This window comes from Vreelandella salicampi (assembly GCF_013415105.1).
Lineage (GTDB): Bacteria > Pseudomonadota > Gammaproteobacteria > Pseudomonadales > Halomonadaceae > Vreelandella > Vreelandella salicampi.
Window position 1 is genome coordinate 1 of record NZ_JACCDF010000005.1, and the last position, 16,673, is coordinate 16,673.

Genomic DNA, 16,673 nt, shown 5'->3' on the forward strand with positions numbered 1-16,673 from the left:
GTTGTCGGTATCCCATACTCTGCTTCACTTTGGTCGGTAAGGCGGAGAGGGTACCGCTGCTGGCCCTCCTGCCTCTACCGTATGATCCAAAGTGCTGCAGTTATTCTATGAATTCAGGAACAATTCGCCCGACTGTGAACTTTCAGTGTAATGTTTTATTATTCTTCGCATATCACCTTCGTAAAGCAGACGAACGAATACCCCCTGACGCAAGGCAATTTGGAAGTGCTCTTCGATTTTATCATCAAGCTTACTTCCTATCTTAACTGGCCGTATAGTTACAGACCAATCTTCTTCGGGTTCGATTCCCCGCCAAATAATTTCCTCTATTTTACTATTTATTGCATCGTTAAAATCAATCGCGTCAAATTCACTTTTCGGTTGCTCATGTAACATAGCATCAACAAGATCACCTGCTTGATCATAAATTATCTGCCAAGAATCTACAGTCACCACTTCACCTTACTCCTACCTAATAGTCAGGCCAATGTGCAGTGAGCTTCAGCGCTCATACCCTCTCCTGTCAACTCTGCTACCACAATCACCCAACCTTAGTCAAGATCAAAACCTAATCCTTAAAGCAGATTAAGCAGCGACGGTGTAGGTCTTACAGCATGTTGCGAAAATTTGGCCATCAAGACAACGAATCAAGGGGCAGATGATGGCTGGAGCGCTAATGCGGCCTGAACAAGTCGCAGAAAGGCTAGGTATGAGCCTGAGCTGGGTATATAGCAACAAGCACAGCATCGGATTCCTCCAGATCGGTACCGCAGTACGGTTTGAGAAAGAGGCGGTTGAGGGCTATGCTTCGCGCTGCAAGCGCGGCCCTCACATTGAGGAGCCAAAATGGGAATCACAGTCAGATTCAGGGAAAAACGCGAGCGCTGGATCGTTACGGAAACGCACAACGGTCAACGACATCAACGCTCGTTTGAAGGCACACGCGAGGGCGAGCGGCAAGCGAAAGAGTACGCCACAGCCCGCCGGGCTGCATTGAACGATGCCCGGTTTAACGGTGAGGCAATGGGTCGTCAGCCACGGCGCACGTTTCTTGAGGCCGTTGAACGCTGGATAGATGAGTATGACGTGAGCAGTCAGATCAAGGCGATCCGGCCAGTGATCATGTACATGGGCGAGGATGTGTTGCTAGGGATGGAGACGGTCGACAAAGCGCGCAGGATGGCGCGCGATCTCAAATTGAAGGGCAGGAGCCAGAGCACGATCAATAATCACATTCAGATTGTGAAGCGCGTGCTCAATTTGGCGTATCGGGAATGGGAGTGGCTAGACCGTCCGCTTGGCGACAAGCTGAAAAAACCCAACCCGAAAAACGAGCGCCACGTTTATCTGGCTGTGGGTGACTTGCAGCGGCTACTGCAGGCCATACCCGATAAACGCGGCGACGATAAAAAGCTGATCGCTTTAGCGGCTTTGACAGGCCTACGCCAAGGCGAACTGCTTTCGCTGGATCCGTCTAACGTGCAAGGCGGTCGCATTCTGCTGCGACCAGATCAAACCAAGAACGGCAAAACGCGAGTAGTGCCGGTGCCGGAAGATGCGCAACCATGGCTGCGAGATCTGCCGTTTGCCAGCGATAAGTACACATTGCGTTGGACGTGGGGTGCAGCCCGCAAGGCGATTGGGCGCGAGGATCTCCGCTTTCACGACCTGCGCCACAGCTACGCAAGTTTGCTGGCTCAGGCGGGTGAAAACATGACGACGGTGCGCGACCTGTTGGGGCATTCGAGCCTGCTGGTCACCAGCCGTTACAGCCACATTTTTGACGGAGGATTGGACGCGGTCGGCAGCAAATTGCCGAGCCTTAATGGAGCGTTTGGCGCGGCTATCTGCGACCAAACTGCGACCACCCACTAAATGAGGCCGCCAAGAGCCAACGTTTAGACAAAAAAATAGGGGCCTAAGCCCCTGAAATCTAAAGTGGTGCCGGTGGCCAGACTCGAACTGGCACGCCTTTTACAGCGGCGGATTTTGAATCCGCTGCGTCTACCAATTCCGCCACACCGGCAATGGCTGGGTATTATACGTATTTTGCCTTCAAGGTCAATCACATTGGTGACGCTGACAAGGATAAAAGCGCCGATGCACTCAGCCTAACCTCACTAACGTAAACTGTATGGAAAAACCAAGTTGACAACAAAAAGGCAACGTCGATAAAGTCTCGTCAACTTTCAAAATCATTAAGGTTTACCCATGACCACCGCCACCCAACGCCACGACTGGACGCTTGACGAAATTAACGCGCTTTTTGCGCTGCCGTTCAACGATTTACTCTTCCAAGCCCAGCAGGTTCACCGCGCCCACTTCGACGCTAACGCAGTGCAGGTTTCTACTTTACTGTCGATTAAAACCGGCGCCTGCCCGGAAGACTGCAAATACTGCCCCCAATCCGGCCACTACAATACCCAACTAGAAAAAGAGAAGCTGCTGGAAATTGAAAAAGTCGTCGAGCAAGCCAAGGCGGCAAAAGAGGCGGGCGCGAGCCGTTTTTGTATGGGCGCGGCGTGGCGCAGCCCCCGGGATAAAGACCTGGTGTTGGTGGAAGAGATGGTTCGCCAGGTCAAAGCCTTAGGGCTTGAAACCTGTATGACCCTGGGCATGGTTGATGGCGACCAGGCCAGCCGCCTGGCGTCCGCAGGGCTCGATTACTACAACCATAACCTGGATACCTCGCCCGATTACTACGGTGAAATCATCACCACCCGCACCTTCAGCGACCGACTGGATACCTTGGCCACCGTTCGCGAAGCGGGCATGAAGGTGTGCTCCGGCGGTATTCTGGGTATGGGAGAAGACCCCAAGGATCGCAGCGCGCTCTTGCAGCAGTTGGCCAAGCTCTCGCCGCATCCCGAATCCGTCCCGATCAATATGCTGGTCAAGGTGCCCGGCACGCCGTTGGAGAACGTTGAGGATCTGGATCCTATCGAGTTTATCCGCGCCATTGCGGTGGCCCGCATTATGATGCCTCAAAGCCACGTGCGGCTTTCCGCGGGTCGTGAGCAAATGAATGAATCGACCCAGGCGTTAGCGTTTTTGGCCGGGGCCAACTCGATTTTCTATGGCGATAAACTGCTAACAACCGGCAACCCCCAGGCCGATCGCGACCGTGCCCTGTTTGCCAAGCTGGGCCTACACCCTGAAAAGATCGAGACCTGCGAAAGCGATGATGCTGAAGCGGCTCGCCTCGCCCAACAGGCCCAGCAGCAGGTAAACGCCGAGCGCGTCGCCGAGCTAGCGGTGGATGCCAGTGTCTGAAGCGTGGCAACAACGCTTAACCGATGCCCGTACTGATCGCCAACAGGCACATCGTTGGCGAACTCGGCAGGTAGTAGCAAGCGGCTCTTGCAGTTCCGCTCTCGACTTTGCCGGCAACGACTACCTGGGTTTTGCCCAAGACCCTCGCGTCTGCGAAGCCCAAGCAGAAGGCGCGCGCCGTTACGGTGCGGGTGCAGGCGCTTCGCATTTAGTCAGCGGCCACCTGGAAGTTCATGACGCACTGGAAGACGCCCTGGCACAGTGGACGGGGCGCGAACGTGCGCTGTTGTTTTCCACCGGCTATATGGCCAATCTCGGCGTGCTGCAATCGCTGGCTGACCGCCATACGGCTATCTTTCAAGACCGCCTAAACCACGCATCGTTAATCGATGGCGCGACGCTAAGCGGTGCTCGCTCACGGCGCTATCATCACCGTGACAGCAATGATCTCGCCCGCCTGCTGGAGCGCAGTGAGCGCCAGCACAAGCTAGTGGTCAGCGACGGGGTGTTTAGCATGGATGGCGATGTCGCCGAGATCGCCACGCTTGCTCACGTCAGCCAGCGGCACAACGCCTGGCTGATGATTGACGATGCCCATGGCGTCGGCGTGCTGGGCGAGAACAGCAGTGGCTGTGCTGGCGGCGTCACTAGCCAGGACGTGCCGATTCTGGTGGGAACCCTGGGCAAAGCGCTGGGCACGGCGGGCGCCTTTGTGGCCGGGGATGCCGAGTTAATCGATCATCTGATTCAGTTTTCACGCAGCTATGTGTACACCACCGCCCAGCCCCCGGCGATTGCCGCCGCCACCCTTAAAGCGCTAGAGATCGTTCAGGGAGAGCCGGAACACCGCGCCCAGCTAAACGCCAACATCGCCTACTTTCGCCGTGCGGCGCTGCCCTTGGGACTACCGCTTAGCGATTCGGCTACCCCCATTCAGCCGCTGCTACTCGGCAGCGAGACCCGCGTCATGACCTGGGCTGCCAGGCTCGCCCAGCAAGGTATTTACGTCGGCGCCATTCGCCCGCCCACGGTGCCCAACGGTGAGGCACGCCTGCGCATTACGCTTAGCGCCAAACATAGCCACAGCGACATCAACCGCTTGCTGGAAGGGCTGAACAGTTGTCAGCGCGAGGAGGCCGCATGCCACGCCACCGCTTAATACTGCTTTCAGGTTGGGGCGTGGATAGGCGCATCTGGCAACCGCTCGATGACTTTTGGCCCGAGCATATAGAAGCGCAGTCAGTTGACTGGCCGGGCTATGGCAATACACCGGCATTGCCCGAAAACGCTACACTCGAACAGCTTGCCAGCGCCATGGCCGATCAACTTCCCGAAGATGCCGTATGGGTAGGCTGGTCGCTGGGCGGGCTATTGGCCTCCGCGCTACTCGATCAGCTCCCAGCGCCGCGCGGTCTTTTGCTGATTGGCGCAGGCGAGCGGTTTTGTAGCGATGACGGCGTTAGCGAGCGCGAACTTGCCAGCTTCCGCCGGGCCTTTACCCGGGAGCCAGATATCACCTGGCAGCACTTTTTACGCTGGCAGGCCCAGGGTGAGCCCAACCCACGCCACGCCCACCGGCAATTGCGCGCGCTCCTCGGCGACCACGCCAGCGCCGATCACACTACGCTATCCCAAGGCCTTGACTGGCTTGCCAATGTGGATAATACCCAGCGTTTGCAACAGGCGCCCTGCCCAGTGATTCGCCTGATCGGAGAGCACGACCCCCTGATTGGCGCCAGCCAGCATGCTCAGGCGGTGCCGCTTACCCACAGCGGCCATTGCCCCATGCTCTCTCAGCCGGCACGGCTGGCCACCGTCTTGGCTGAGCAAGCATCAGCGTTCGCCGCTAAGGAGCTAGTGTGAGCACCACCACAGCGACCCCAGCGCTGCGCTGCCCAGTGACGTCTAGCTGGCAGGCAAACGTTGCCCGCGCTTTTTCCCGGGCAGCCCCGCAATACGATGCCTTGGCTAGCGCCCAGCGACATATCGGCGCAACACTCTGGAACCACTTACCTGACACTGCGGGGCTGAACATTTTGGACTTGGGCTGCGGCACCGGCTATTGGACTCAGCGGCTGGCGAAACGCTACCCCAGCGCTCGACTTACCGGCCTGGACCTAGCCCCCGGGATGCTGGAGGAGGCGCGCCAGCGCTATGGCGACACTATCCACTGGCAGCAAGGCGATGCCGCCGCACTGCCGTTTAGTGGGCAACGTTTTGATCTGGTGTTTTCCAACCTGGCGATCCAATGGTGCCCCGACATTGACGCGGTGATGGGTGAAATACAGCGCGTGCTTAGCGATACCGGTCAAGCGTATATCACCACGCTGCTGCCCGGCACGCTTAGCGAAGTCGCCGATGCCTGGCAGCGCCCGGAGGCACTGCTCACCACACCTAGCGCCGCCGAGCTGAAGCGCGCCGTAATCAATAGCGGGCTAAGATTGCTGCGTCAGTCTGCCCAGTGGCGCACGTTTTACTACCCCGACCTAAAAGCCGTGATGGCCTCCATCAAGGGAGTAGGCGCCCAAGTGGCAAGACCCAACGCCCGGATTACCCGCGCAGAGGTGGCAAACGCCCGCGAGCGATTTGAAACCCTTCGCGAAGCACAAGGCCTGCCCGTCAGCTACCACTGCTTTACCCTGCAGCTGGAAAAATCGGCATGAGCGTCTATTTCGTCACCGGCACCGATACCGATGCAGGCAAAACCCTGGCCACCAGTGCGTTGCTGTACGCCGCCAAACGCCAGCAGCTCAGCACGCTGGGCTTAAAGCCCATCGCCTCGGGTAGCCAGGCGACGTTTGAGGGGCTGCGCAATAGCGATGCCCTGGCCCTGCAAGCGCAAAGCGTTCCGCCGGTCGCCTACACCACGGTTAACTCAATCACCTTTGAGCCCGCTATTGCGCCCCATTTAGCCGCGATAGAGGCAGGCCGGCCGCTGGATATCGGCGTTATCACGGATATTTTACGCGAAACACTTAACCACACACCGCGTGATCTAACGCTGATTGAAGGGGCAGGCGGTTGGCGCGTACCGCTCAACGAACGTGAGGATTTTTGCGACATTCCCCGCGCCCTGCGCCTGCCAGTCATTCTGGTCGTCGGGCTTAAACTGGGCTGTCTTAATCATGCACAACTCACTGCGGAAGCTATTATCGCCGACGGCCTGACGCTGGCGGGCTGGGTGGGTAGCGTGGTAGATCCCGCCTTTGCCGCTGACACAGCCCGCTTTGAGGCCAACATTGCGCATCTAAACGCCAAACTCGCAGCCCCCTGTTTGGGCGTAATCCCCCACCTTGATGCCCCCAACGCTGCTGCTGCCCACCCCTATCTTTCTCTGGAGCCGTTATGAACACGCCGGTTTGGCACCCCTATGCGAACTTAAAAACCCAAACGCCCGCACCCAAAGTGGTGGGCGGTGACGGCGTTCATTTTGTGCTTGAGAGCGGCGAGCGTTTGCTGGATGCCACCTGCTCCTGGTGGTGCATAATTCACGGCTACAGCCACCCGCGGCTAGTCGCGGCTATTCGTGAGCAGGCAGGTGAGCTTTGCCATGTGATGCTCGGCGGCCTAACCCACAACCCCGCCGATCAATTAGCCCATGAGCTGGTGCGAATCACTCCGGACGGGCTGAATCATGTGTTCTACTCCGACAGCGGTTCGGTGGGCATGGAAGTGGCCATGAAAATGGCCCTGCAATATCAAGTGCTCACCGGCCACCCCGGCAAGCAAAAAATGCTTTCGCTGATGAAGGCCTACCACGGTGATACCACCGGCTGCATGGCAGTCTGCGACCCGGAAGAAGGCATGCATGGCCTGTTCGCCAGCCTGCTGCCCCAGCACCATTTCGCCCCGGCGCCCACGGCCCCGTTTGACGCCACGCCGCCACAGGTAGACCACGATCTCAGTGCTCTGCGTGACGTACTTGAGCACCATCATGGCGAGATCGCAGCGCTACTCATGGAGCCGCTGCTACAAGCGGCGGGCGGGCTCAATATGACCTCGCCGGACTATCTGCGCGGCGCGCGGGCGTTGTGTGATGAGTTTGGTGTGCTGCTGATTTTTGACGAAGTGGCCACCGGCTTTGGCCGCACGGGAAAACTGTTTGCCGCCGACCATGCGGACGTCACGCCGGATATCATGGTGCTCTCTAAAGGTTTGACCGGCGGTTATTTGGGCCACGCCGCCACCCTGGCCACGGATCGCGTCCACGACGCCTTTATCGGCGATAGCGAACACCATGCTTTTATGCATGGCCCTACGTTTATGGGTAATCCGCTGGCCTGTCGCGTGGCACTGGAAAGTTTGCGTGTGTTTGAGGAAGAGGATTATCTGGGCAAAATCGCCGCGCTCAGCCGAATTCTTAGCCGCGAGCTGCTCGACGATGGTGCCCTTAATGCCCACCCCGCCGTGGCTGATGTGCGCGTACTGGGTGCCACCGCCGTGATTGAAGCGCACTCCGCCGAGGCGCTGAAAGGCGTGGGCAGCTTTGCCCGCGAGCGGGGCGTGTGGCTAAGGCCCATCGGCCGCTGGCTGTATACCATGCCCGCCTACATCACCTCTGAAAGTGAAATGACCCAAATTACCGACGTAATGAAGGCATGGTTTTTAGCACGCTAAAAACCTAGGGCAGTAGCAAGTTGCCCTGTTTCTTCCACTGATTCACCAAGGCGGGCACACCCTCTCCCGCCGAGGCATTGATTGCCAGCACGCCAGCAGGGCTTAGCTCATCGGCGTTGGGGTCGACTACCGCACAAGGCGTATCGTCATCCACATGCCTCAAGAGTGAGGCAGCGGGCATCACGGCGAGCGATGTGCCCACCACGAGCAAGAAATCCGCCTCGGCGACGAGATCGCAGGCATCAGGAAATAGCGGTACCGACTCACCAAACCACACCACGTCCGGGCGCAACTGGCTGCCTTTATCGCACAAATCGCCGATTTCGATACCACCTTTCGGCAAGGGATATTGCATCCGCACATCGACGCTGGAGCGCGCTTTTAGAATCTCGCCGTGCAAGTGCAACACATGCCGGGAACCGGCACGTTCGTGTAGATCGTCGATATTTTGCGTAATGATACTTACCTTGAAGCCTTCTTTTTCCAGGCTGGCCAATGCCTTGTGAGCGGCATTGGGTTTCGCTTTGCGGACTTGCTCGCGGCGTAGGTTATAGAAATCCAACACCCGCTCAGGGTCGCGCCGCCAGGCACTAGGCGTGGCGACATCTTCGACCGGATGGTTTTCCCATAACCCGTCGCTGGCGCGAAAGGTTTTAATCCCGCTTTCGGCACTAATGCCCGAGCCGGTAAACACCACAAGATGCGGCGTGTTTGCCATGTATCCCCCTCGCTTGGCTTTTGCAGCACTTAATATACTAACTGCCCAGCGCTGCCTGCAAAGCGCTGCTTGTTGCGGTAGGGATACACATCGATCACCCGGCCATCAATAATCGCTTGCTGCAAGCCCTGCCAGTAGTCCGCGTCAAAAAGTTCTGGATGCAGCTGATAAAACAGCTTACGCAGTTCCATATTGGCGAAAAGAAACGGCCCAAATTCTTCCGGAAAAATATCGTTAGGCCCGACGGAGTACCACGGCTCGCTGGACATTTCCTGCTCGGGGTAAAGCGCCTCTGGGATGTGCCGGAAATTGCATTCGGTCAAATAGCAGATTTCGTCGTAGTCGTAGAAAATCACGCGACCGTGGCGCGTGACGCCGAAGTTTTTCAGCAACATATCGCCGGGGAAGATGTTCGCCGCCGCCAGTTGTTTAATCGCGTTGCCGTAATCTTTGAGGATGGTGGGTTTCTCTTCTTCGCTGCACTCTTCCAAGTAGATATTCAGCGGCGTCATCATCCGTTCGGTATAGCAATGCTTGATGATCACTTTGTCATCTTTGAGATACACCGTGGAGGGGCATACTTCCAACAAGTGCGACAGACACTCCGGCGAGAAGTGATCTTGGCGGGCGATAAAGTTGGAGAACTCCTGGGTATCGGCCATGCGCCCAACGCGGTCGTGGCGTTTGACTAGCCGGTACTTTTCGCGCACGTTTTCGCGGCTCATCTCTTTGGTGGGATCAAATTTATCTTTGATAATTTTGAACACCGTCCGAAACGAGGGCAGTACGAACACCGCCATCACCATGCCGCGCACCCCGGGGGCGATAATAAACTGATCTTCACGCTTGGCGACCTGACGATTGAGCGCGCGGAAAAATTCGGTTTTACCGTGTTTGAAAAAGCCAATCGAGGCGTAGAGCTCCCCCGCCGGTTTTTGCGGCATCAGCTCCTGCAGGTAGGCAACGAACTCCCCTGGCACCGGGACCTCGACCTGAAAATACGCGCGGGTGAACGAGAAAATGATCGAGACTTCGTCGGACTCAATCAGCACGGTATCAAGGTGCAGGCGTGAGTCGGCGTCTTTTTCCTCACCAAAACCCTCACCATGCAGTACCGGCAGCACTAGCGGCACCTGCTCGCCACCCCCATAAATCCGCCCGACGAGATAAGCGCCTTTGTTGCGATAAAAAACGTTTTTAAGCAGCTCAATCTCAGTATCAGGCGCATGCTTAATCGCATCAGGCAAGTTTGCTTCTAAAAACTCCGCCCCTAGCTGCGTATCGCGGTGTATATCGGTGAAGGGATTTTCAAACGGCGCCTCTTCTAGCGCCCAGCGCAACGCGCTCTGCCAATCGCCATTCACTGGCTGACGTCGACTCAACTCAATGCCTGAGTGGTGCGCGGCACTGTCTCGCGAACTATAGACAAACATCCAGTCATTGCGAATGTGACGATGATGAAAAATAGAGCAGAACAGCGAGTTAAAAAACGTTTCTGAAAGCTCGTAGTCAAGCCGCTGACTGATGAGGTCCGCGTAGTGGGTGCGGGCCTCGCGCCAACACTCACAATGGGAGAGCACGTCGTGATCGAAGGTGCGCTGCATTCGTGCAAGCGTCACCCCCACCTTTTCTTCATAGAGGTTGATACGCTCGGCCGAGGCTTGCTGCGCTTCACGCCACGCCGCGTCACGAAAGCGTCGGCTAGCGTCTTGTGTAATATCTTTAAAGCGGGCGCGGTATTCATCAAAGCCGTGCAAAATGGTAGTGGCCAAGCGGTAAGCGGGTGACAGTTTCACAACAGACTCCTCTAAGTTTTCCCTAGCTTCCACGATTGTGCGACGACATACGAGGCGACCTTGGTGGGTATTCAGTTGAGTGGCTTTAATGAAGCAACGCGCAAGCAGAACGGCCCTGCGGCTCGATCAGCGATCAAAAACCCCACCTGGGTGAGGTCCGAGGGCTTGAGGGGTGGCGCATCGTTTAACACCGTGCCGCGCCGCACGGCTTCGAAGGCGTGCCATGGAAAATGAAGTGTCTCGAAGCGATCCTGAGACGGCGTAAACTTCACCCGATAAGCGGAGGCGTCGCCCAGTGACGTGCTTTTCAAGCGCAACTGATAGGTGCGCCCATCCCCCTGCACGGTCAAGGCGATGCCCTTGGCATCCGTGAGCGTGGGTTCAAACCCGTTGGGCTCGCGGCGCACCGAGGCAAAGCCGCCGCCGTTATCCAGCGACACGTCGCCGTGAAAACGCCCCACTTCGTCCGACACGCTGAACGTACTGTGTGACTCGCCACCCATTACGCCGTCATCGACAGCATACCAGCGCTGCTGTTCGCCTGCTTCCTCGAAGGTCAACGTCATTCGACCACCTCGCGACTGTGTATAAACAAGAAACCCCCGGCACTTTAGCCGGGGGGTTATCACGGTAGACCAATCAGCGGCCCGCTTACAGTTTAGCGGCGGCCGGTGATTCGGCTTGACCGGGCTCCAGCTCTTCAGGCGATGCCTCCACCAGGGCAAACTCCTCCTCGGCGGTTTTCGCCACCAGCTTGTGTTTACTGTAGAGGAAGAAGTACGCCGCCCCGGCAATAAACAGCACGATAGTGTAATTAAAGGCGCGGGGATCAAAGGCGTACACGCCCGTTAGCGCGACCAGTGACAGCAGCAGCGCGATGCCCGATGTGAACACACCACCGGGGGTTTTATACGGACGCGGCAGGTCGGGCTGCTGGACGCGTAGCATGATATGGCTCAGCGCCATCAGCGCGTAAGAGATCGTGGCGCCCACCACGGCCATGCCCAGGATCAAGTCGCCCTCGCCGCTGAGTGACATCAAAAAGCCGAACACCCCAGGCACGATCAGCGCCAGGTGGGGCACCTTGCGCCCGCTGGTCAAGGAGAGCGGCTTGGGCAGATACCCCGCCCGGGAAAGCGCAAAGACCAGGCGGCTGTAGCCGTAGATGATCGAAAAGAAGGAGGCAATCAGCCCGGCCAGGCCCAATACATTCACCAGGGTCGCCAGCGTCGGATTGCCCGCTGTGTTCAGTGCGTCCACCAGCGGCACGCCACTTTGGCCAATCACTTCAGCGCCCGCTGCCCCCGCCAGCAGCACCACGACTAATAGTGCGGTAAACAGCAAGAACAACATCGCACCGATAATACCTTTAGGCATATCCCGCGCCGGGTCCCTAGCTTCTTCCGCCGCGAGCGGTACACCTTCCACCGCCAGGAACAGCCACATGCCAAACGGCAGCGCCGCCCAGATGCCGTACCAGCCATACGGCATAAAAGTGCTCGCACCCGCTGCGTCGGTAGGCGCAATATCGAACAGGTTGGCGGCGTCAAAACTGCCTATTAGCGCCACGGCGGTGGCCAGAATAGCAAACACCGCCAAACCGCTAATCACCATCATGACTTTTAGCGCTTCCCCTACGCCCGCTAGGTGAATACCGATAAACACCGCGTAGAAAATCATGTAAACCAGCGGCCCGTTAATCCCCAGTAATGACTCCACCGCCGCACCGATAAAAATAACGATGGCGGCCGGGGCCAGAGCGTACTCAATCAACACCGCAAGCCCGGTTAAGTAGCCGCCTGCTGGTCCCATAGCTTGGCGGGCAAAGCTGTAGCCACCGCCCGCAGCCGGAATTGCCGCCGACATTTCTGCCAGTGAAAGCACTAGCGCAAGATACATCAGCGCCATTAAACAAGCGGCAATCGCAAAACCGCCCCAGCCTGCTTCGGCAATACCAAAGTTCCAACCGGCGAAATCACCGGAAATAACGTAAGACACCCCAAGCCCAGCTAGCAATAGCCAGCCTGCAGTGCCCTTACGCAGTTGGCGTTTGGCCAGATACGCCTGATCGACAGAAGGTTGTTTCATCGTTTTACCCTTTTCAGTGTGGAACGTAGTCGTCGCAAGCGGCGTGCTTTTTTACCTACGTTTTTCCATGTTGTTATGTGACCGTTGTTATGGGGCTTAGCTTTTTGAGGCTGTTTCGTTAATCGGCCACTAAAAAGTTACGTGTAGAGCCTTGCGCTGCGTCGCCTTCCAGTACGTCTTCTTCGCTGCGATCTTTGAGCTGCACGCCCGACAGCTTTCGCTGGCGAGCATCTTTCAGCAGCAGGCAGAAGCGCCTGGCGGCCTCCTCGACCGTCAGCCCCGCCGGGCGCACGTTGGAAATACAGTTGCGCCGGTCATCCCTGAGGCCTGGTTCCGGCGCCCAGGTCATATACAGCCCGAGGCTGTCCGGCGAGCTGAGCCCCGGCCGCTCGCCGATCATTACCAGCACGGCATCGGCGTTAAGCAGCGAGCCCACCTCATCGCCAATCGCCACACGCCCTTGCTCAATCATCGTTAACGGCGCGAGCTGCCAGTCGGTAGCATCGTTGTTCAGCATCTGATGGAGCGCACTAAGAAACGGCGCGCTGTTCTGCTGCACCGCCAGGGCAGAAAGGCCATCGACAATCACCACCGCCAAGTCATAGTGCTGCTGAGAAGCCGCGGCTTGCTGCAAGTGTTCGCGACTCTCTTCGTTAAGGCGGCGGCCATAGTCGGGCCTTTGCAAATACATGGCGCGGCCTTGAGCGTGGCTGTGCAGGCGAATAGGCGATGTGGTGAGCCCAAGCGTGTCGGTTAGCGCTGCTTCTAGGCTGTCGCCATCAAGCGCGCAATGAACGGCATCTTGCGCCTGGGCGTGCGCCAGCTGAAAGGCAAGGTGTTTGCTGGTTGGCAGGCTAACGCCCGCGCGACCAAGCCCAATTCGCGCATCGGTAAAGGCATTCAGCCGCTCCCAGGGGTTCTCCACCACAATGGGCGTTGGTTCGTTATGCGCCATGATGTGGCTCCTTCGGCAGGTGGCGCAGGCTGTTGGCAAAGGCGGCCGGAAGCTGGTCGTTGAGCCGGTGGGTGCTGACATCCTGGAAAATCTGCATCTCTTCAAGCCAGCGCTCAAATTCCGGCGCTGCTTTCAAACCCAGCACCCGCCGTGCGTAGAGCGCGTCGTGAAAGGAGGTGGTTTGGTAGTTGAGCATGATGTCGTCAGAACCGGGAATGCCCATTACAAAGTTGCAGCCCGCCACGCCAAGCAGCGTCAGCAGGTTATCCATATCATTCTGGTCGGCTTCGGCGTGGTTGGTGTAGCAGACGTCGCAACCCATGGGCACGCCCAGCAGCTTGCCGCAGAAGTGGTCTTCGAGCCCGGCGCGGGTGATTTCCTTGCCGTCGAACAGGTATTCGGGGCCGATAAACCCCACCACAGTGTTCACCAGCAAGGGATGAAACTTGCGTGCAACGGCATAGGCACGCGCTTCGCAGGTTTGCTGGTCGAGCCCGTGGTGGGCATCGGCGGAGAGCGAGCTGCCCTGGCCGGTTTCGAAATACATCACGTTGCGGCCCACCGTGCCGCGATTGAGCGACTGCGCCGCCGCTTCGGCTTCGGCCAGGATGCTCAAGTCGAAGCCAAAGCTGCGATTCGTTGCCTCGGTGCCGCCGATTGACTGGAAAACCAGGTCCACCGGCGCGCCCTGCTCGATCGCCTCCAGCGTATTGGTGACGTGGGTGAGCACGCAGGACTGGGTGGGGATCTGATACTTCTGGATCACCTCGTCCATCAGGCGCATCAGCTTGACGCTCTGGGTGACATTATCGGTGGCCGGATTGATGCCAATCACCGCGTCGCCGCTGCCGTACAAAAGCCCGTCGAGAATACTGGCGGCAATGCCGGTGACGTCGTCGGTGGGGTGATTGGGCTGCAGGCGTGTGGAGAGTCTTCCCGGCAGGCCGATGGTGTTACGAAACGCCGTGGTCACCCGGCACTTCTTGGCCACCAGAATCAGGTCCTGATTACGCATCAGCTTGCTGACCGCAGCGGCCATTTCGGGGGTAATCCCCGGCCGCACCTGGGCCAGCACGTCGCTGGTGGCGTGGTCAGACAGCAGCCAGTTGCGAAAATCGCCCACGGTGAGGTGGCGAATGGGCGCAAAGGCCTCAACGTCATGGGTGTCGATGATCAGCCGGGTGATTTCGTCCGCTTCGTAGGGGATCAACGCCTCGTTTAAAAAGGTGGTCAGCGGGAGTTCTGCCAGGGCCATCTGGGCGACCACCCGCTCCTCGGCAGTGTCTGCCATCACCCCCGCCAGGCGGTCGCCGGCTCGAGCCGGGGTGGCTTTGGCCATCAGCTCGGCCAGGCTCACGAAGCGGTAGCGGCGGCTGCCCACCGTGGTGTGATAAGTCTTCGCCATGGAGCCTTCCTTTGTTAGATTCAAATACAACGCGGCGATATGCACATTGCGGAACAAAACTTGCTTCTAATTACCGTAGCGCTATCAATCGATAAGGAGTATCAAGTTTTGGCAAACCTTCCCTAATGCCAAAAAATTAAATAATTACAAAAAGTTAGATAATCTAATGGGATGTGGCAGCGCTAATATAATGCCCACAGGAGCTTCCCATGACCTTGACGAACCTAGACACTGCACCAAAAAAGCGCATTCATGAGGCGCTTGATGCCGATGAGCACGCCCAAAATCTCACCCGCTGGCAGCAGCAGTACGATCAAATAAGCCCTGGCCGCTTCTATGGGCGCCTAGATGAGATCGAACTGCCCGGCATGCAGGTTTTTAAAGAGCATACCGACCAAGCGCTGCGTCAAGATTGCCGGGTATGGCCTGATTCACTATGGCTGGGTATTCCGACGCGGGCGCTAGGCTCACGCATCAACGGACAAACGCTGGTCGAGCATGAAGTCATGTGCAGGCCCGGCGGGCATGACTTTGAGCTGGTAACGCCAGACGCCTTCGATATTTATGGAATGGTGATCCGCCTGCCGATATTGCAAACCGCTGCCCAACAACAAGGGGTGACGTTGGATAAAGAATGGCAGTGCTCACCGCGTCGACGCGTTACGCCTGAAACGCTGCATGCGGTGTCGTTTTTACTTGATCGTTTGTTGTCGCATCAGCAGGGCGCCATTGCTGAAAAAATTCATAAAGATATTTTGCTTATAGCGTTGCTTGAGCTGCTGCAGGTCGACCAACCTGACGCTGAGCTATCACCCAGCTATGCTCACCGTAAGGAAGTCGTTGATCAAGTTAAGCGCTACGTTGACGAGCACGAGGAAGACCCCGTTACTATGGAAATGCTATGCGAGCTTACCCATGTAAGTAGACGCACATTGCAGTACAGTTTTACGACTATCCTAGGTATTAGCCCACTGCAGTTTTTGCGCCTTACACGGCTCAACCGCGTTCGCCGCGCTCTGTGCGCCGCCGCGCCAACCCAAACGGTGACGGACATTGCCACTTACTGGGGTTTTTGGCACTTAGGGCAGTTTGCGCATGATTATAAGCAGCAATTTGGTGAGTGCCCTTCGCAGACGTTAAGTAGGGTTTATTAAATGCACCCACTCGAGGTGATTCATGATCAATACAACCACTTGGAACCGCCTGCGTTATACCGTCTACTCACCGATATATGATCTTGTCGCTAACCGGGCATTTCGCAAACCCCGCCAGTATGCACTGGGCCAAGTCGATTGGGAGCCGGGTATGCGTGTGCTGCTTGTCGGCGCGGGCACTGGGTTAGACTTACCCTTTCTGCCGGTGGAAATTGAGCTGCACGCAACCGACCTCTGTGAGGCGATGGTGAAACGCACAGCACAACGCGCAGAGCACCTTCGACGCGATGTCGAGTGCCAAGTGATGGATGCCGAGGCACTCGAATACCCCGACGCACACTTTGATGTCGTGGTGATGCACTTGGTACTGGCGGTGATGCCTAGCCCCCAACGCGGGCTAGCTGAGGCACACCGCGTGCTGAAAGATGATGGCCAGCTCTGCGTGATGGATAAGTTTCAGCCCGACGACCAGCCAGCGGGGGCCGGGCGCAAAGCGCTGAACGTGATTACAGCAACGCTTGCCAGTGATATTACCCGCCAGGCATACCCGCTGCTAAGTGAGACGGGATTCTGGATTCGCCACGATGAGCCGGTGTTAATGGGGTCGCTTTTTCGCGCCCTACTCGCTGCTAAAATGCCTACCGAATCAACCGCTAAAGAGTAAGGA

At 57.5% G+C, this 16,673-nt stretch carries 16 protein-coding genes and 1 tRNA gene; 9 read left to right on the plus strand and 8 right to left on the minus strand.

Features of this window, described 5'->3' with window-relative positions; genetic code table 11:
• Positions 1–105: 105 nt before the first annotated feature.
• On the minus strand, positions 106–453 hold the full coding sequence (locus tag HZS81_RS07235) for a hypothetical protein (RefSeq protein ID WP_179929893.1): 348 nt from the start codon (positions 451–453) through the stop codon (positions 106–108).
• A 393-nt stretch (positions 454–846) separates the two neighbouring features.
• Between HZS81_RS07235 and HZS81_RS07240 the strand changes: the two genes are divergently transcribed.
• The gene (locus HZS81_RS07240) at positions 847–1,875 is read left to right on the plus strand and encodes a tyrosine-type recombinase/integrase (protein WP_179929894.1); all 1,029 of its coding nucleotides are present in this window, start codon (positions 847–849) and stop codon (positions 1,873–1,875) included.
• Positions 1,876–1,939: 64 nt separating this feature from the next.
• Here the strand turns inward: HZS81_RS07240 and HZS81_RS07245 are convergent.
• A tRNA-Leu gene (locus HZS81_RS07245) sits at positions 1,940–2,026 on the minus strand.
• A gap of 185 nt (positions 2,027–2,211) precedes the next feature.
• On the opposite strand from HZS81_RS07245, the gene bioB reads away from it, so the two are divergent.
• From bioB to bioA, 6 genes are read left to right on the plus strand one after another with little or no spacing between them, the layout of a single operon-like run.
• Entirely contained in the window at positions 2,212–3,273 is a 1,062-nt protein-coding gene (gene bioB / locus HZS81_RS07250) for a biotin synthase BioB (RefSeq protein WP_089704289.1), read from the plus strand.
• The gene (gene bioF / locus HZS81_RS07255) at positions 3,260–4,432 is read left to right on the plus strand and encodes an 8-amino-7-oxononanoate synthase (protein ID WP_179929895.1); all 1,173 of its coding nucleotides are present in this window, start codon (positions 3,260–3,262) and stop codon (positions 4,430–4,432) included. Before bioB ends, bioF begins: the two co-directional genes overlap by 14 nt.
• Positions 4,414–5,136 carry an alpha/beta fold hydrolase gene (locus tag HZS81_RS07260; RefSeq protein ID WP_179929896.1) on the plus strand — a complete coding sequence of 241 codons (723 nt, stop codon included), beginning with the start codon at positions 4,414–4,416 and terminating at the stop codon, positions 5,134–5,136. The genes bioF and HZS81_RS07260 overlap by 19 nt, the downstream gene beginning before the upstream one ends.
• On the plus strand, positions 5,133–5,936 hold the full coding sequence (locus HZS81_RS07265) for a methyltransferase domain-containing protein (RefSeq protein WP_179929897.1): 804 nt from the start codon (positions 5,133–5,135) through the stop codon (positions 5,934–5,936). Before HZS81_RS07260 ends, HZS81_RS07265 begins: the two co-directional genes overlap by 4 nt.
• Positions 5,933–6,622, plus strand: coding sequence for a dethiobiotin synthase (gene bioD, locus HZS81_RS07270; RefSeq protein ID WP_179929898.1), 690 nt, complete (start codon positions 5,933–5,935; stop codon positions 6,620–6,622). The genes HZS81_RS07265 and bioD overlap by 4 nt, the downstream gene beginning before the upstream one ends.
• The gene (gene bioA / locus HZS81_RS07275) at positions 6,619–7,890 is read left to right on the plus strand and encodes an adenosylmethionine--8-amino-7-oxononanoate transaminase (RefSeq protein WP_179929899.1); all 1,272 of its coding nucleotides are present in this window, start codon (positions 6,619–6,621) and stop codon (positions 7,888–7,890) included. Before bioD ends, bioA begins: the two co-directional genes overlap by 4 nt.
• Positions 7,891–7,894: 4 nt before the next feature.
• Here bioA and HZS81_RS07280 read toward each other — a convergent pair whose 3' ends face one another.
• The 6 genes from HZS81_RS07280 to HZS81_RS07305 form a co-directional block, all read right to left on the minus strand.
• Positions 7,895–8,608 (minus strand): SIR2 family NAD-dependent protein deacylase, encoded by a 714-nt coding sequence (locus tag HZS81_RS07280; RefSeq protein WP_179929900.1) that lies wholly within the window; start codon positions 8,606–8,608, stop codon positions 7,895–7,897.
• Positions 8,609–8,637: 29 nt separating this feature from the next.
• The gene (gene aceK / locus HZS81_RS07285) at positions 8,638–10,404 is read right to left on the minus strand and encodes a bifunctional isocitrate dehydrogenase kinase/phosphatase (protein WP_179929901.1); all 1,767 of its coding nucleotides are present in this window, start codon (positions 10,402–10,404) and stop codon (positions 8,638–8,640) included.
• A 71-nt stretch (positions 10,405–10,475) separates the two neighbouring features.
• Complete coding sequence (locus tag HZS81_RS07290; RefSeq protein WP_179929902.1) at positions 10,476–10,970, minus strand: CIA30 family protein; 495 nt, start codon at positions 10,968–10,970, stop codon at positions 10,476–10,478.
• A gap of 85 nt (positions 10,971–11,055) precedes the next feature.
• Positions 11,056–12,492 (minus strand): ethanolamine permease, encoded by a 1,437-nt coding sequence (eat, locus tag HZS81_RS07295; RefSeq protein WP_179929903.1) that lies wholly within the window; start codon positions 12,490–12,492, stop codon positions 11,056–11,058.
• Positions 12,493–12,610: 118 nt separating this feature from the next.
• Positions 12,611–13,447, minus strand: coding sequence for an ethanolamine ammonia-lyase subunit EutC (gene eutC, locus HZS81_RS07300; protein ID WP_179929904.1), 837 nt, complete (start codon positions 13,445–13,447; stop codon positions 12,611–12,613).
• Positions 13,437–14,852, minus strand: a complete 1,416-nt coding sequence (locus HZS81_RS07305) for an ethanolamine ammonia-lyase subunit EutB (protein ID WP_179929905.1) — start codon at positions 14,850–14,852, stop codon at positions 13,437–13,439. The genes eutC and HZS81_RS07305 overlap by 11 nt, the downstream gene beginning before the upstream one ends.
• Before the next feature lie 209 nt (positions 14,853–15,061).
• Between HZS81_RS07305 and HZS81_RS07310 the strand changes: the two genes are divergently transcribed.
• Positions 15,062–16,006 (plus strand): helix-turn-helix domain-containing protein, encoded by a 945-nt coding sequence (locus tag HZS81_RS07310; protein WP_179929906.1) that lies wholly within the window; start codon positions 15,062–15,064, stop codon positions 16,004–16,006.
• A gap of 22 nt (positions 16,007–16,028) precedes the next feature.
• Positions 16,029–16,670, plus strand: a complete 642-nt coding sequence (locus HZS81_RS07315; protein ID WP_179929907.1) for a class I SAM-dependent methyltransferase — start codon at positions 16,029–16,031, stop codon at positions 16,668–16,670.
• Positions 16,671–16,673: the final 3 nt, after the last annotated feature.

Bases quoted from the DNA above. Each gene is read 5' to 3' on its own strand.
- HZS81_RS07240 (WP_179929894.1), top strand. From the start codon at position 847: ATGGGAATCACAGTCAGATTCAGGGAAAAACGCGAGCGCTGGATCGTT.
- bioB (WP_089704289.1), top strand. From the start codon at position 2,212: ATGACCACCGCCACCCAACGCCACGACTGGACGCTTGACGAAATTAAC.
- bioF (WP_179929895.1), top strand. From the start codon at position 3,260: ATGCCAGTGTCTGAAGCGTGGCAACAACGCTTAACCGATGCCCGTACT.
- HZS81_RS07260 (WP_179929896.1), top strand. From the start codon at position 4,414: ATGCCACGCCACCGCTTAATACTGCTTTCAGGTTGGGGCGTGGATAGG.
- bioD (WP_179929898.1), top strand. From the start codon at position 5,933: ATGAGCGTCTATTTCGTCACCGGCACCGATACCGATGCAGGCAAAACC.
- bioA (WP_179929899.1), top strand. From the start codon at position 6,619: ATGAACACGCCGGTTTGGCACCCCTATGCGAACTTAAAAACCCAAACG.
- HZS81_RS07280 (WP_179929900.1), bottom strand. From the start codon at position 8,608: ATGGCAAACACGCCGCATCTTGTGGTGTTTACCGGCTCGGGCATTAGT.
- HZS81_RS07290 (WP_179929902.1), bottom strand. From the start codon at position 10,970: ATGACGTTGACCTTCGAGGAAGCAGGCGAACAGCAGCGCTGGTATGCT.
- eat (WP_179929903.1), bottom strand. From the start codon at position 12,492: ATGAAACAACCTTCTGTCGATCAGGCGTATCTGGCCAAACGCCAACTG.
- eutC (WP_179929904.1), bottom strand. From the start codon at position 13,447: ATGGCGCATAACGAACCAACGCCCATTGTGGTGGAGAACCCCTGGGAG.
- HZS81_RS07305 (WP_179929905.1), bottom strand. From the start codon at position 14,852: ATGGCGAAGACTTATCACACCACGGTGGGCAGCCGCCGCTACCGCTTC.
- HZS81_RS07310 (WP_179929906.1), top strand. From the start codon at position 15,062: ATGACCTTGACGAACCTAGACACTGCACCAAAAAAGCGCATTCATGAG.
- HZS81_RS07315 (WP_179929907.1), top strand. From the start codon at position 16,029: ATGATCAATACAACCACTTGGAACCGCCTGCGTTATACCGTCTACTCA.